The following is a 13449-nucleotide window of genomic DNA, read 5'->3' as shown; positions in this document are numbered from 1 at the left end:
CATGATATGCCAGATTATCGGCTTTCCTCCAATCTCTACCATCGGTTTTGGCCTCACACTTGTTTCTTCCGATAATCTTGTTCCAAGTCCGCCTGCGAGAATAACTGCTTTCATTTATCTGGCCTCCTCTCTAAGCATTGCATCTCCACCGTGTGTCCATCACAATAAGGATAGTGAGCATCACATCATTTAGCCACGTCTCGCACCACATTTTAACGTCTCCCTCAAGGAAACACAAGGCCATAACTGGCAGATATCAGACCACATTTTACAGATGGCTGTGTCCACTTCGCAGTCTGTATTGATAAATATGCTTTCCCTTGCCTCATCTTTAACAATACAGTATAGTGAAGGAGTTTCTGGAGACTATCCGCTGTTAAACAAAAACTATCTTTCGGAAAGTATCCCATCATGTCATCACCGTTCATAATAATAGTCCGTAAATATCTCGGCGTCATCTGCCTATGTGTCATTACGGTTATTCTCTTTGCCGGACTTTGGCCAAAAAATTTCCATTCAGAAAACGATGTTGCATTCCTGCCGGATGGGAAAGGTATTCGTTATTCAAGAAGGGGGATTATCTACACAAAAAATATGTTAATGAGACGGTACGCTCAACACCAACCAAGTTCTTTAAGCATCGAGATGGTAATTGAATCAGATAAAGAATGGAATAAATCCGTACCGGTTATTCTCGCGATAGACGACGGCCAGCCCTGCGAACGCCTTATTATTGCGCAATGGAAATCAACCTTAATTATCCAAAACCGCCTGCGGAACTCCTGTCAATATGATCACACAAGTCAGATCGGGATCGGGGACACCCTGCTTATTGGAAGATCGCGATTCATCGCCATCGCTTCTGACAAAAGAGGTACAGCAGTTTATATTGATGGCCAATTGAAAGAGTGGCGCAGAGATGTCTCACTTCTGGGCCCCAATAAAAATGCCTTTGGCCAACTGGTCATTGGAAACTCTGCTGATGGAAAGCGGCCATGGACTGGAATAGTTTCCACTCTCGCAATCTATGATCAAGCGTTGTCTCCCGAAGAAGTTCAACAACACTATGACACTTGGAGTAATGACGGCAGTATTTCTTCGACTATTAGAACTCTTCCTATGGCTCTTTATCGCTTTGATCAACAAGCAGGTTCAGTCGTAAGGGACCATTCCGGGCTGGGAAACGATTTGGACATTCCTGAACACTTTACCCCTCTCCGACGCCGTATGCTGGTCATACCCTGGAATGATTTTCGCGTGAATCGAAGCTACGCAATAGATGTTGTAATTAACATTTTAGGTTTCATTCCATTTGGCTTCTTTATTACCTGGTATCTTTCGGAAAAAAGTGTAACACGTGTTCGTATTGTGGTAATAACAATGATTCTCGGTATCGGTACCAGTTTTTTCATAGAAATCATTCAGTCTTATCTTCCTGCCAGATCGTCTCAACTCATGGATGTTATCGGCAATAGCGGTGGAACTATGCTGGGTATTACTCTGTGGAAAATATATTTTTCCACTCTGTTGAGCGCAAGGGACTTCCAATTCTGATCGTTGTACTTACAACTCTGAGTATCGCTTTTTTTATAAATCAAATCCTAAACACTGTGCCACCTATACCTGAAATTCAATCTTTAAGTTATATGTAAGCGATCCATTGCCAACATTGTGAAAGCCTGATACTCCGTTTAGTTATAAAGTCACCATCTAAATGGTAATACATCTTCATCCGTTCCTGTACGTTATGGATGAAGTATAGGCGCATTTGGCCTAGGACTATTAGGGACGCTTCCACCAGTGAGTGGATGCGGATAGGCGTAAGACGTGTATGTCCATCCTGATTTAGTACCGCAACTTGTTGATGGATCGTGAGTACAATAATCCCGATTTAATTGGAAATAATTAGGATAACCATTTCCAAAAGTTATGGTTTTGCCACTTCCATCTTTATTGTTATACCAATAGACAGGGGAGCTTTCCTGTAAAGCCCCGCCAGTTCCATATTCCATTCCTCTCCCAGTTTGATCGCGGCAAGGCCATCCATAGGGATTACTTCCGCCGTCTACTTTGTCTACTGTAGCCAAACAAGTAGCGGTACCATCGGTTCCAGTAGGACAATCAGAATTAGAAGTACATACAACTACGCATGACCCCTTACCCGTGCAAGCGGAGTCTCCAGGATAAGAACATACAGCGTGATCCCCTCCTGAGCAGTGATAGTAAGTGCTCGTATTACAAGCTCGAACAGCACTACCATTACACATGCCCCCAAGAAAACCCGCACCCACATCAGTTCTCCAAATTTGAGGCCATGCTGCTGAAAAATAACCACCGGATATTGTGTTGTTATAGACTATGTACCCTCCGCCCCTCAATCCCATCGCTGGCATATTGGAGCATCCGCTTGCGGTGCAATTAAAAGTGTTCTCGTATATTTCCATTATTCTGTTTCCTCTTGCTGCTTGTGTGCTACCTGTATCGTGCATCTGAACAGCACCATTGGTAATTGTATTATGCCTTACAATTAACCGTGCTCCATGTTCCGTGTCCGTAACCTCTCCAGTGGCACCCCCTGTCCATGTAAAGGATGAATCTTCTATAAATACTCCCCAATCTGTTCCATATTGGTCTGTTGATCTCCATGTCGAATTATTTCCTGCTAGTTTAAGGAGCCTGGAACCTGTTACGTTACTCGACCATGTAATATGGTCAAAGAGTGCTTTAGGATGCGATGGAATATTCCACCAGGGGTCAAAAGTAACGGAGTGCGAGTTGGTATTTGTAAATTTTAAGTGGTCGGCCCGAAATGAGTTCCAAATTGATGTCCCATTACCAGACGCTCTAATATATTGTGTCTCCAATCCGCCGCATGAACCACCACTTCCTGTCATTCCTAAATCGTGTAATCTAAAATTGCCGCTAGCAAGTGAAATATTAAACAAACATGAATTATTAGCTGTTAACACAGTTGCATCTTGACCATTACCATATATTTCAATTCCTTTTGTTACATTCACTGATGACGACCATGTTGCGCCGGAACAGTTAAGATAAATTTTATCTCCTGCACTTGCGGAATCATGAGCTGACTGAACATTAGCCGCTGTACATGATGTTACTGGATAAGTGGCTGAGTATCCAATTCTTGGCAACAGCACTAATACTATAATGAGAAAAGTCTTTTTCAAACATTGTCCACTAATCTCCCCGATTATCATTTTATTTCCTCCCCCATAGTTTCTTAAAATATTTGATGTTCGGTTAAACATGCAACATTTCACCTTACTTAGAAGATGAACTTTTTTCAATCTCTGATATCATACCATAGAAAAAACTAAATAAAAGTGATTCCGATCACTTAAACCTGTAGTTCTTAATGGATAATCAGTTCCGCTGATTAAAGCAACATAATCATAATGTTGTACCGCATCAATTGCATTTTGAATCAAAGCAGGTATTGCCTCAAACATTGAGTATTCACCAAAAAACTGGTACTCGTTTGTAGAAAAGTAAACATTCCTTCCTCTGATTGATGAAAAATCGTTTATACAACTTTTGCAGTCAATGTGAATAAAGAAGGCTCAATCCATATTCGATAAAAATTCTATCATTTTTTATTAATTTTGCTGTTTTTATGAGCTAATAGTACGATAAGCTATTTTTATCTATAATCGCACCCGGTTTTTGCTAAATGTCAGCATCATTTCAAGCTAACCCGAATTTCGTCCAGTGCCTCGGCAACGGGCAATATTTTGGCACCAGAATACAGAGAATACTTCACAATTCTTTCAAAGAAGGAGGACGTACACCCATAAAGAGTGGGACTCTCACTAATATCATGAGTGGCAAATATTAGCCACCCCTTGGAGATGCTATTTTGATCAATAATATCTTCGACAAATCTCGGATTATCACGGCTTTTCTCCAAAAAGAACGCATTCAAGTAATTTAAATCTACCGTGCCAATATTGAATTTCTGTCCACCGCCTCGACAGCTATCGAAATATCTACCCGCTCTCCGCTTGGAAAATGGGCGTGGGCCTAAAATTGGATAAGAAAATGATCTAAACACGGCTCCGGGAACAAGATTATCGAGTGCACGGTTGTTATTAATTATAGACTCTTCGAAAACCCTCGGGCTTGTTTTCCAAGAATGACTGTGGGCGAACGTGTGACAACCTAACTCATGTCCTTGTGCTAAAAGTTTTTTTATGTCATCTGGAATGAAAATCATACCCGTAGACGCCTTTGTACCCATCAAACCCAAAGATGCATAATAAGTCGCTCGAAGGCCAAAACGCATTAGAATATCACCGCCTTTTTGTAATGCTGAACGCGGGAAATCGTCGAATGTAAACGAAATGAAAGGCAAAGTGTTTTGCATCGCCATCGGCCGTCTATAAAGGCGTTCAGCGACAAATCTTATGTAACGCCCCTGGGCACGAGACAAAAAGTTCACTAATTTCATCTATCTCTATCGTATGAATATTAAATATGACGCGAGGATACTGATACGTTCGACTGACCTTTAAATAAGTTATTCTTAATATCGCCATTTGTTGTAATTCTCGTATATTCTGTCGCATGCTCTGGTGTGGCTCTATAGGTCAGTGCTGCAACTATAAGAATAATCCATACAAGCGATTGCCTATTAAAGGTTGCCTCTGTCCAGTTAGAGACTAATACAACAATAAAGAACGAAAAGCAAAGCATGCTTAATCTGTTTCCACGTAAGAGCTCCTTCTTTAATTTACTGCCTGTAGAGATGAGCAGTGCCATTAGTAGTAACACTCCCGCTAATCCGCCGTTCAGATATGTTTCCAAAAATCCATTATGAGCTTGATTTGGATGGAAGTAATACTTGTTCCACATATATTCAGCGTGCGATCCAAGCCAGAAACTCTGATATCCTGTCCCGATAATAGGATTGATGTTCATTTTCAGTAAGTCCGCCCATAGATCGGTTCGTCCCGTGAATGTCATATTCCTACCTAATGTTTCTACAATCCCCTCAATAAATCCCGGCACTGAATAAACCAGAAGAACCACTAAACTTAGAATGAGACTGAAAGTACCAAGATATCTGACCTGACGCATGACACCAGGGCGCCGGATGAAAATAAGAATGCATGTTCCAAGTATTAGGCATACAAGTGAGGTTGCGCTGTTCACCATAAGCATTATCCAGACCACCATTATCAGCAACAATACCCGACTTAATAAATCCATCTTACCCGTCATTTTATTACTGGCAGTGTGTGTTTCGATCAAATCCCAAACTAAATAAATGCCGCAGATAAAAGCAATGGCCCCAAGGGCATTTTTCTCCAACGTTACTCCTGAATATGATAATTCCCACGTCCAGTTGTTATAGTATCTACCTATTTCCGGGAAATACTTTATGAACATTACAGATAGCGGTAAGGCTAAGTAGGTATATCGAGCAAATACGGCTTTAATTGCCTGGACAGGATCTTTTTCTGTAAAAATAATCAATACTATGATCACATTTCCAACATCTTTTACCCATCTTTTGAAACCAATGAACGAATAATCTGACCAAATAACACTGATGCCGCAGTAGATGATAAATAAGAAAAACCATCGGTTATCCGCTAAGACCCCCCTCCACTGCACATCACGCTTCAGGAGCACCATTAATCCCAATATTATAAGGATAAGGGAAATATTGCGATCCACAGGGCTCCCATCCAAATACGCTTCAGGGGTATCTATCACAATTCCACCGCCAAACCAAAGCGAAATAGGCCTAGATCCGATAATTGCGATCCACACCAGTGGTATCCATAACGCCCACGATGTCATTGGACGCAGTTTTTGGTCCTTAATAAAAAGCCACAAAATAAAAATAACGTAGATTGATAATGCTATTTGTCTTGGCATGACAACTCAATGTTATATTCTGGGGCAGATTTCATCTGAACAAAAATATCGTCCATTATTGTTGCTGTCAGAATAATTTCCTTATACGAAATTGGCAATGGAGCATTCTCAAGAATTGATCCGTAAAATGCTTCTATCAGGTATTTCATGCCAGACTTCATATGAAAATCCTTTTTCAGGAAAAGCTTCATATTATTCAAAGTGTTTGCGGCATACTGTTTTGCAAACAAGACTGGAGGGACAAATTTTTCCAGATAACTTTTGTATTTTTCTCCACTGACCTTAATGCATGTTTGCTGATCGTGATCAACAATTAGGGCGTTTTTTGGGCCATATATTCTGAATTGATGCAACACCGGGCGCATTTGTGATGAAAACGTAAAGTATGCTGATGTGCATTCATTCTCGCTGATAATTACTCTTGCTTCATCAATTATGTCGGTTTCATGCATATTTTTTAACAATGGGCTTGAATAACCATATGCTATGACTTTGGGCATGCTAGATGATAGGAATTCTGCGATACTGCTGATTCCATGGCTAATATTGTTGTGCATAAGTGTACCTGGCAACATCCTTACCCAATGCTTCTTATCCCCTAATAGCGCTCGTGCATAACTCTCGGAGCCAAGCTCATAACAATGATAGCTTTCCATATGAACAGGAGTACCTCCGAGATAGCCATTCTTGATTAACTCTCGCATACGTCTTTTTGCGTGGGTAAATTGATAATCGTGGCCAACGGTGATTTTCAATTTTTTTTCTGTTGCAAAGCTTATCATCTTGGCAGCTTCCTCCGCGCTGACGGTAAAAGGCTTTTCCATATATATGTGGCAACCTGCTTCTAAACATAACATTCCCAAATCAAAATGACTTTGAGGCGGAGTGGTAATATGCACAACATCGGGTCTGGCAACCTCCAACAACTGACCCAGATCATCGTAATAACTTTTTATGTCGAATCTTTCATATAATTGTTTCGCCATCAAAATCTCTTTATCACAAACACCGACAATTTGAGCGCCATCTATTCTTTGTATCTGTTCAGCATGAGCATCAGCAATTTTTCCGCAACCTATTATTCCAACTTTGATCACTTATTTCTCCCGACTAACTTTTGGTATTCAAAATAGCGCTTTGTAGCCTCACCAAAGCCTATCATTGGTTTCCAACCTAATAATGCTTTAATTTTTTTGTTTGAATACTTATTGCCTTTCCAATAATTCGACCATCTTTTTCGATTAAATGTTAGCGGTAATTGTCCTTCCGACCACTGCGAATATTTTTCCCATAGATAACATAAGGCGTAGCTTATGGCATGAGGAACATAAATCGATTTAAAAACACCTACGTTCTTTTTGTACATCCTGAGGAATTTTCTACTTGTTGGGAGATCATCATCCACAATATTGAATATTTCTCCATCAATGTTTTTTTTCAACCCCGCTAATATAATTGCATCAGCACAATTGTCAACATAGGATAACGGAATAATGTTTGAACCTCCCAGATGAATAAAAATACCAAATGTTCCGATCCCGACTCTTCCTGTTAATCCCTTATTACCAGGCCCATATACGACCCCTGGCCTGACAATCACGAAGGGAATATGATATTTCCTTCCATACTCCATAACCAATTCTTCCTGCCTAACTTTTGCGTAGCAATAAGCCTCACCAGTCAGGTGAGGTTGACTTTCTAACTCACACGACTCGTCGAGCAAGCCACCTCGCTGTATTTTATTGTTTGAATACACAGTAAAAGAGCTTATGCTTACAAACCGTTTAAGACTTTTGCTTTGCAATACTGCGTCAAGTAAGTTCCGTGTTGTCACCACAGAATTCATAAACGCGTCAGGGAATGATTTTTCGCCTCTCCCTGCTGCTAAATGATATATCACACGAACACCTTCAGCAACATGAATGCAATCATTGCGCGTTAGCAAGTTTCCTTTAATGATTTCGATCTTGGTATTTTTATAGGAACCGATGATTCTTTCAAGCGCCTTCATATTACTTGATGGCCGTACAAAGCATCTCAGATTGATATATCCATTCTTGAGTAACGTTTCAACTACTTTTGAACCAATAAAACCATTTGACCCTGTTATGAGAATCGGATCAGAATAATTAACTATAATATCGTTTCCGGTCATTAATTTCTCCGCGCTGAAATACTTTTTTTATTATTTCACGACATATTTTTCTTTAATAACATTGAACCCAAACAAGGATAGCATTCGACCAATATGATCAAAATAACTAATCAAGATTTTCATGAAAATATGATGCTGGATGAAGATCAAAAATGGTAAGAGTAATGTGTATACTGGTATCGCGATGAGTGATTTCGTATATGATGCAACACTATGATTGTACGGGGTTTTACCTCTTAATAAGGCTCGTCTCAGCATAAAAGACCTTTTAAATCTCTCGGGAGGTACTACCTCATATACTGGCGCCTCTGCACACCAAACAAATTGCCCCCCTTTACCAATCAATCTTCTAAATAAATCCCTATCTTCGCCACCACTACCGAACTCTTCTCGAAACCAATTATCTTTATCTTCAAAAATACTTTTCCTCAGTATCACGTTTCCTGACCTCGTTTCTGTCCAACGCAGGATAGATCCCGTTTCATGCGATGGTCGTTCATGAAATTTACCTTTAATTATCCATTTAGGGGGAGTTATTTCATAATAGGGCAATACAGGACCTAATATGCCGTCAGCCCTGAATTCGTGAATTGCCTTAAACAAAGTCAGAAGCCAATTGGAGTTTGGATATTCATCATCGTCGATGAACGCAATGTAGTCTCCGCGTGCATTTTCTACAGCTCGGTTTCTTGCGTGAGCAATGTTTTGTTCTGGCTCTAAATAATATTGTATGTCTAAATTGGATGCCTGTTTGAATGACCCAACTATATCTTGCGCCGACTTATTGAGGTCATTGTCTACGACGACTATAGAGTAACTGAATAGTCCATCCGTACGTTGGAACTCCAACTTGCGCAATAATTGCCCTAAAAGAACCGGCCTCTTGAAAGTACAAATACACACACTGACCTTAGATAGATTTTCACTCATTATTTATCAATCAAATCGCCTCGATTAGTGTCCGCTGAATAAGTTCACTTGTAAGAACATGATGAATTTCCCTTGTATAATTTCGTCTCCCCGCAGTATGATCCAGAACCATTTTATCAAGATAACTGCCTTTAAGGTAAGGTCTTGCACGAGTTCTATAATCCAATAATATGTCCTTAATATAATCAGACAACTCATCACGGTACCAGATACGAAAATGATGGAACTTATGCCTTCCAAGAAACAGTCTTTCGAGGTGTAATGGTGACACCAGGTGGTCAATCCTCGCCAGCCACTGCGGCATACCATAATCATAAGCATATTCCGCTTTAAACGTAAACTCCTCGTAAAGGTGTCGATATTTTGTGATAGCAGGGACCGGGCGGAAAAGAAGTCCCCGATCCGTTGGTATCCTGGCCAAGTCAGCATTTCCATCTGCGATAAGGCGTAATGACGGTTCCTTGCTTAAGAGTACGTCTGTTGGCGCCTGATACATGAGTGAAATAAGATCATTGTCAAGGTAGGGTGCTCGCAGGGTGAGTTGAGATAGTTCCACTGCCAGTCGTGAATAGTGGTGCCAGGGGACCTGCTTGAACGCAATGAACGACAATAGATGACCTTGCCTCTCTCTATCATATGTCGTCGACGCTGCTCTAACCAATCGGGAAAATTCAGGCGCGAATAGCCCTTCACTCAGGATGCCAGGTTTAAATGCAACGTTACCTCTTATAATTTCGGAACCATAGTTCCCTGTCATACGAACCGGTGCAATCTGTCGTGCGATCCTGTTGACGTAAAGTTCAACGGATCCAGTAACGTCCATTGCCCCGTCAGAAATATATACGGCCTTTTCGGCCAGTTGCGAAAACTCGGAATAAAATTGAGGCCCCACAATAATAGTTTCATGATGTTGGCTGCAAACTTTGGCAACCCGGCGTGCTATTCTTACATCGGTGCAGTCACGATACGTACCACCGAAAGTATAACATGGCAGGCTCCGTGGCAAGAGCTTCGCCCAGGCCATTATCATTCGGCCATCCAGTCCACCCGTTAAGGACATGCCGACTTTGTCCTTTCCTTGAAAATATCTTGGAAGAATACGGGCGAACGTCTCCTTCAGCTTATCGTAGTAGTCGTCTGCGTTCAACAACGACTGCTTCTCCCAAATATCAGGGTTAAAATAGTTGGACTTCCTGAGGTGACCAGCACCATTAAATTCCCACTTCGATCCACCTGGAAGCAATGAAATTCCCGTGAAGAGGGTTCTGTTTTGCAGCACACAGCCAAAAGAAAAGGTTTCGGCCAGGCTCGTGAGGGCCAATTGGCGAAGCTCTGGTAAAACCTTCAAAAGCGATTTTGCTTCTGACGAAAAAAAGAGTCTGTCAGCCTTCTCGTGACAATAAATTCGATCTGATCCGAACCGATCATTAAATAATATGATGTTCTGCTTGCGAAAATCAACCAGTACACCACTGAATCTGCCGTTAAGTCTTTCAAAAAACTTAAGACCAATTTCTTCGTATAGATGCACCAGGTAGGAGGCATTCTCCGAATCAAACTGATGACCCTGAGCCCGGAGACGGTCCGTCTCAGATACGTCAGTAAAGGTTTCACCGGAAAAAATCAAACAAATATCGTTGGTCTCATTCCATACCGGCATACAATCGGTAAACGATCCTGAACGATTCACCCAACCTACCCACAGACCAATTCGGTCGTTGACATATGTACCTGAGGTATAAAAGGGTTCGTGCATCATGCAATCTATCATACGACGAAGATCAGAAGTATTCTCCTTAAGCAAATCACTGCCTATTATTCCGACAATTCCAGGCACTCAAACTCCTCCGATATCTATACGATATCAATACAACGACATGAACTCTCTACGCTTATCAACCGCATGAAGGTGATACATTAATTATGATTGGAGCCGGCGGGAGGATTTGAACGCTCCACCTGCTGAATACAATTCAGCCATTCTACTATTAAACTACGCCGGCAGATGATAAAAACATTATAAACGTTTATTCGCAATTTACTCTTGCTTATTTGTATCATTGGTCATAAGTGTTTTTTCATACCAAGTTGATCGCATTTTTTTTGCCCAATCGAGAGCACTTTTCGGCAATAAGTATTTCACACCATGATGAAGTCCCAGTTTGATAGCAATCCTACCTTTCGCGTTCAACGGAATATAATATCTTGGAAGACATATCTGTTCGAAACCATTACGACGTTTAAACTCTGTAAGCGGACTGTCGCTGTTTTTACCATAGATGTATTTACCATAAATTAAGTATTTAAATCCTTTCTCACTGCAAATCTCAACTGCCCTGGACAGCAAGGCATTAGCCGGACGCTTATCGTAATGCTTGTTCATGCAAAGTACCTGAAGAATACTGGCAATCTCCCCCATGTAAACCATTTTTATAAATCCTACTAGTTCATTTTCATAGAATGCACCAATATATTCGCTACGGTCAAGAAGTGTAGCATAATCTTTTTTTACTACATCGGCACTCTTCCCGTAATGCCAAAATGGCCTGCCCTGTCGAATAGGAGTCTCATTGTTGATCTCGACAATACCCTGTAATAATTGGTCGTTGAATTGAACTTCTCGAATGATAAGCCCGCGTTTTACAGCCCTTCTCACGTTTTTTCTAACCACTTGAGATAGTCGTTGCTCCCACCACAAGGCGTAGTCTGTTGTGGGGATTGCAGCAACATTATCCCACTCCATGTAATAACTGAAGTTTGGCTCGATGTTTGGAAGTTTCTGTGCAAAAGTAAATATATCTGCCTTAAGTTTAGCCTTAATAATATTTTCGATGCATGCCTCTGGATCGTTAACGGGTTCACCTTCAAGCCAGTCCTCGTCTCTTACTAAAGCCATACTGGGCCATTTGCCAGCAACTACTATAGTTCTGTCACCTATCTGGACAGAGGGAACCTTGATTACACGACCTTTAACACTGATTTCGACACAACTACCATCCATTAATATATTACTCCCATTATTGCAACTTTTTTAAATTAAAAATTATGCAAGTGATTTTTGCAATTAGAATGATGTTAAGTAAGGGCAAAGACTTATATTTCCCGTCAGTCATTTTTCTTAATACGTTTCTAAAATAATCCTTTAATCGGCGCATCTGCTCTTTTCGGCGAAACCCTACCAACTCTTGCGGTATCTGCATTTCGACTCTGCTCAGGAAAGCCCAAAAATATCCTGAAAACAGAAACAGACCTCCGAAGATTATAGGCTTTTTTTTCATCTGATATACCGCCCGAAAAATCTCCCACAGCGGGTGTCCTCCCAAATAATAATCCTGTTTACCGAATCTGAAGCGCGAAGATATAATAGAACTCATGCCTGTCCCCATTAGTCGATGGTGAATAAAAGTTTTTTCTGTGAACGTTCTTGTCTTCCACCCTCTCATACGTGCAGTTGTTACGGCCGTCCAGTCGATTCCGCCACCCTTTATGGGAACGTAACCGCCGATATCTTCAAAGCATTTACGGCGGAACAACTGACACTGACCTGATACGTGCTCTATACTGACGATTTCGTAATCATACGCCACCGCTGAATCCTCGATAAACGCCGTCCCAGCAACACCCAGGAGAGGATTCTCTCCAAATTTTCCGAGAAGAAACTCAAAATGATCAGGCCCAAAAGAAATATCGGCATCAAGATTACCGATTACGTCAAATTGTAGATTTTTAACTTTTTCATATCCTGTATTAAATGCAAATACCTTGCCCGCAAAATGGCGCTCAGTGCGCTCAGGCATCCTTACCAGTTCTATCCATTTGTTCTCCGCAGTATAGTTCTTGACTATATCATCGGTTCCATCTGTTGATCCATCACTTACAATAACCCATTTGAGTGGTGGAACAGTCTGAGCAATCATGGATTTTAATGTCAATTCAATAAATGCCGCTTCATTCCGCGCAGGTGTTATGAGAACATATGATGGCAAATGGTTTTTATTTATCTGTTGCACAACATCCGTCCTATTGAATCACCTCTTGCGGCAACACCTCCGGCTGTTTAACCTGTTTGACTTTTTCGAGGAGCGTTGCAAGAGCTAAAAGCATCCATGCCTGAGACCACCTCATATATGGGATCTTGTTCTTCCAGTAAGGAAGAATCTGATAATAGAAGTACCCTTGTTTAGCCAGCATATTTTTAGCGGTCCACTCGAAAATAGCGAGGGCTGCGTCAACTCCATCCTCAGCAAGGTCTTTAAGGATTAATAACGTGATGATACTTTGTGCTGCCGAGTGAATGTCAATAGGATATGTACGATTGTGAAAATATCTGGGTGCACTATCTTCCCTGAAAAAGTGCTTACGATAATATTCAAGACCACGGCGCAGATGCGGCTCAAATTCAGAGGTCCCGGCGTTTTCGCCAATTGACCTTAAAGCGCATAGGTTATAACCCGTAT

The 13449-nt window shown here is 41.1% G+C and carries 12 protein-coding genes and 1 tRNA gene; 1 reads left to right on the top strand and 12 read right to left on the bottom strand.

The features are described 5' to 3' along the window. On the bottom strand, positions 1 to 114 hold a 114-nt coding region (locus IT392_09700), incomplete at its 3' end, for an NTP transferase domain-containing protein (GenBank protein ID MCC6544758.1). Positions 115 to 411: 297 nt separating this feature from the next. Here IT392_09700 and vanZ point away from each other — a divergent pair. Then, entirely contained in the window at positions 412 to 1554 is a 1143-nt protein-coding gene (gene vanZ, locus IT392_09695) for a VanZ family protein (protein MCC6544757.1), read from the top strand. Between the two features lie 191 nt (positions 1555 to 1745). Here the strand turns inward: vanZ and IT392_09690 are convergent, their stop codons facing one another. The 11 genes from IT392_09690 to IT392_09640 all read right to left on the bottom strand — a co-directional run. After that, the gene (locus IT392_09690) at positions 1746 to 3272 is read right to left on the bottom strand and encodes a hypothetical protein (protein ID MCC6544756.1); all 1527 of its coding nucleotides are present in this window, start codon (positions 3270 to 3272) and stop codon (positions 1746 to 1748) included. Between the two features lie 431 nt (positions 3273 to 3703). Next, positions 3704 to 4471 (bottom strand): polysaccharide deacetylase family protein, encoded by a 768-nt coding sequence (locus tag IT392_09685; GenBank protein ID MCC6544755.1) that lies wholly within the window; start codon positions 4469 to 4471, stop codon positions 3704 to 3706. A gap of 20 nt (positions 4472 to 4491) precedes the next feature. Next, positions 4492 to 5907: an O-antigen ligase family protein gene (locus IT392_09680; protein MCC6544754.1), complete on the bottom strand. Its 1416-nt coding sequence runs from the start codon at positions 5905 to 5907 to the stop codon at positions 4492 to 4494. Continuing rightward, positions 5892 to 7004, bottom strand: coding sequence for a Gfo/Idh/MocA family oxidoreductase (locus IT392_09675; protein ID MCC6544753.1), 1113 nt, complete (start codon positions 7002 to 7004; stop codon positions 5892 to 5894). The genes IT392_09680 and IT392_09675 overlap by 16 nt, the downstream gene beginning before the upstream one ends. Further along, entirely contained in the window at positions 7001 to 8062 is a 1062-nt protein-coding gene (locus IT392_09670; protein MCC6544752.1) for an NAD(P)-dependent oxidoreductase, read from the bottom strand. The genes IT392_09675 and IT392_09670 overlap by 4 nt, the downstream gene beginning before the upstream one ends. A 30-nt stretch (positions 8063 to 8092) precedes the next feature. After that, a complete protein-coding gene (locus IT392_09665) occupies positions 8093 to 8992 on the bottom strand; it encodes a glycosyltransferase family 2 protein (protein MCC6544751.1) in 900 nt (299 codons plus the stop codon). Between the two features lie 10 nt (positions 8993 to 9002). Continuing rightward, positions 9003 to 10829 (bottom strand): hypothetical protein, encoded by a 1827-nt coding sequence (locus tag IT392_09660; protein MCC6544750.1) that lies wholly within the window; start codon positions 10827 to 10829, stop codon positions 9003 to 9005. Between the two features lie 91 nt (positions 10830 to 10920). Continuing rightward, positions 10921 to 10995: transfer RNA gene (locus IT392_09655), tRNA-Thr, on the bottom strand. A gap of 35 nt (positions 10996 to 11030) precedes the next feature. Continuing rightward, positions 11031 to 11993: a hypothetical protein gene (locus tag IT392_09650; GenBank protein MCC6544749.1), complete on the bottom strand. Its 963-nt coding sequence runs from the start codon at positions 11991 to 11993 to the stop codon at positions 11031 to 11033. 16 nt (positions 11994 to 12009) lie between these two features. Further along, complete coding sequence (locus IT392_09645) at positions 12010 to 12978, bottom strand: glycosyltransferase family 2 protein (GenBank protein MCC6544748.1); 969 nt, start codon at positions 12976 to 12978, stop codon at positions 12010 to 12012. A 34-nt stretch (positions 12979 to 13012) separates the two neighbouring features. Next, a partial coding sequence (locus tag IT392_09640) for a hypothetical protein (protein MCC6544747.1) occupies positions 13013 to 13449 on the bottom strand: 437 nt, incomplete at its 5' end.

The organism is Nitrospirota bacterium, assembly GCA_020846775.1.
Lineage (GTDB): Bacteria > Nitrospirota > 9FT-COMBO-42-15 > HDB-SIOI813 > HDB-SIOI813 > RBG-16-43-11.
Note: the sequence above shows the minus strand (reverse complement) of the source record. Positions and strands in the feature narration are given on the sequence as shown.

Coding starts and splice junctions, on each gene's coding strand:
- IT392_09690 (MCC6544756.1), bottom strand. CDS start 3,272: ATGTTTAACCGAACATCAAATATTTTAAGAAACTATGGGGGAGGAAAT.
- vanZ (MCC6544757.1), top strand. CDS start 412: ATGTCATCACCGTTCATAATAATAGTCCGTAAATATCTCGGCGTCATC.
- IT392_09665 (MCC6544751.1), bottom strand. CDS start 8,992: ATGAGTGAAAATCTATCTAAGGTCAGTGTGTGTATTTGTACTTTCAAG.
- IT392_09685 (MCC6544755.1), bottom strand. CDS start 4,471: ATGAAATTAGTGAACTTTTTGTCTCGTGCCCAGGGGCGTTACATAAGA.
- IT392_09670 (MCC6544752.1), bottom strand. CDS start 8,062: ATGACCGGAAACGATATTATAGTTAATTATTCTGATCCGATTCTCATA.
- IT392_09680 (MCC6544754.1), bottom strand. CDS start 5,907: ATGCCAAGACAAATAGCATTATCAATCTACGTTATTTTTATTTTGTGG.
- IT392_09650 (MCC6544749.1), bottom strand. CDS start 11,993: ATGGATGGTAGTTGTGTCGAAATCAGTGTTAAAGGTCGTGTAATCAAG.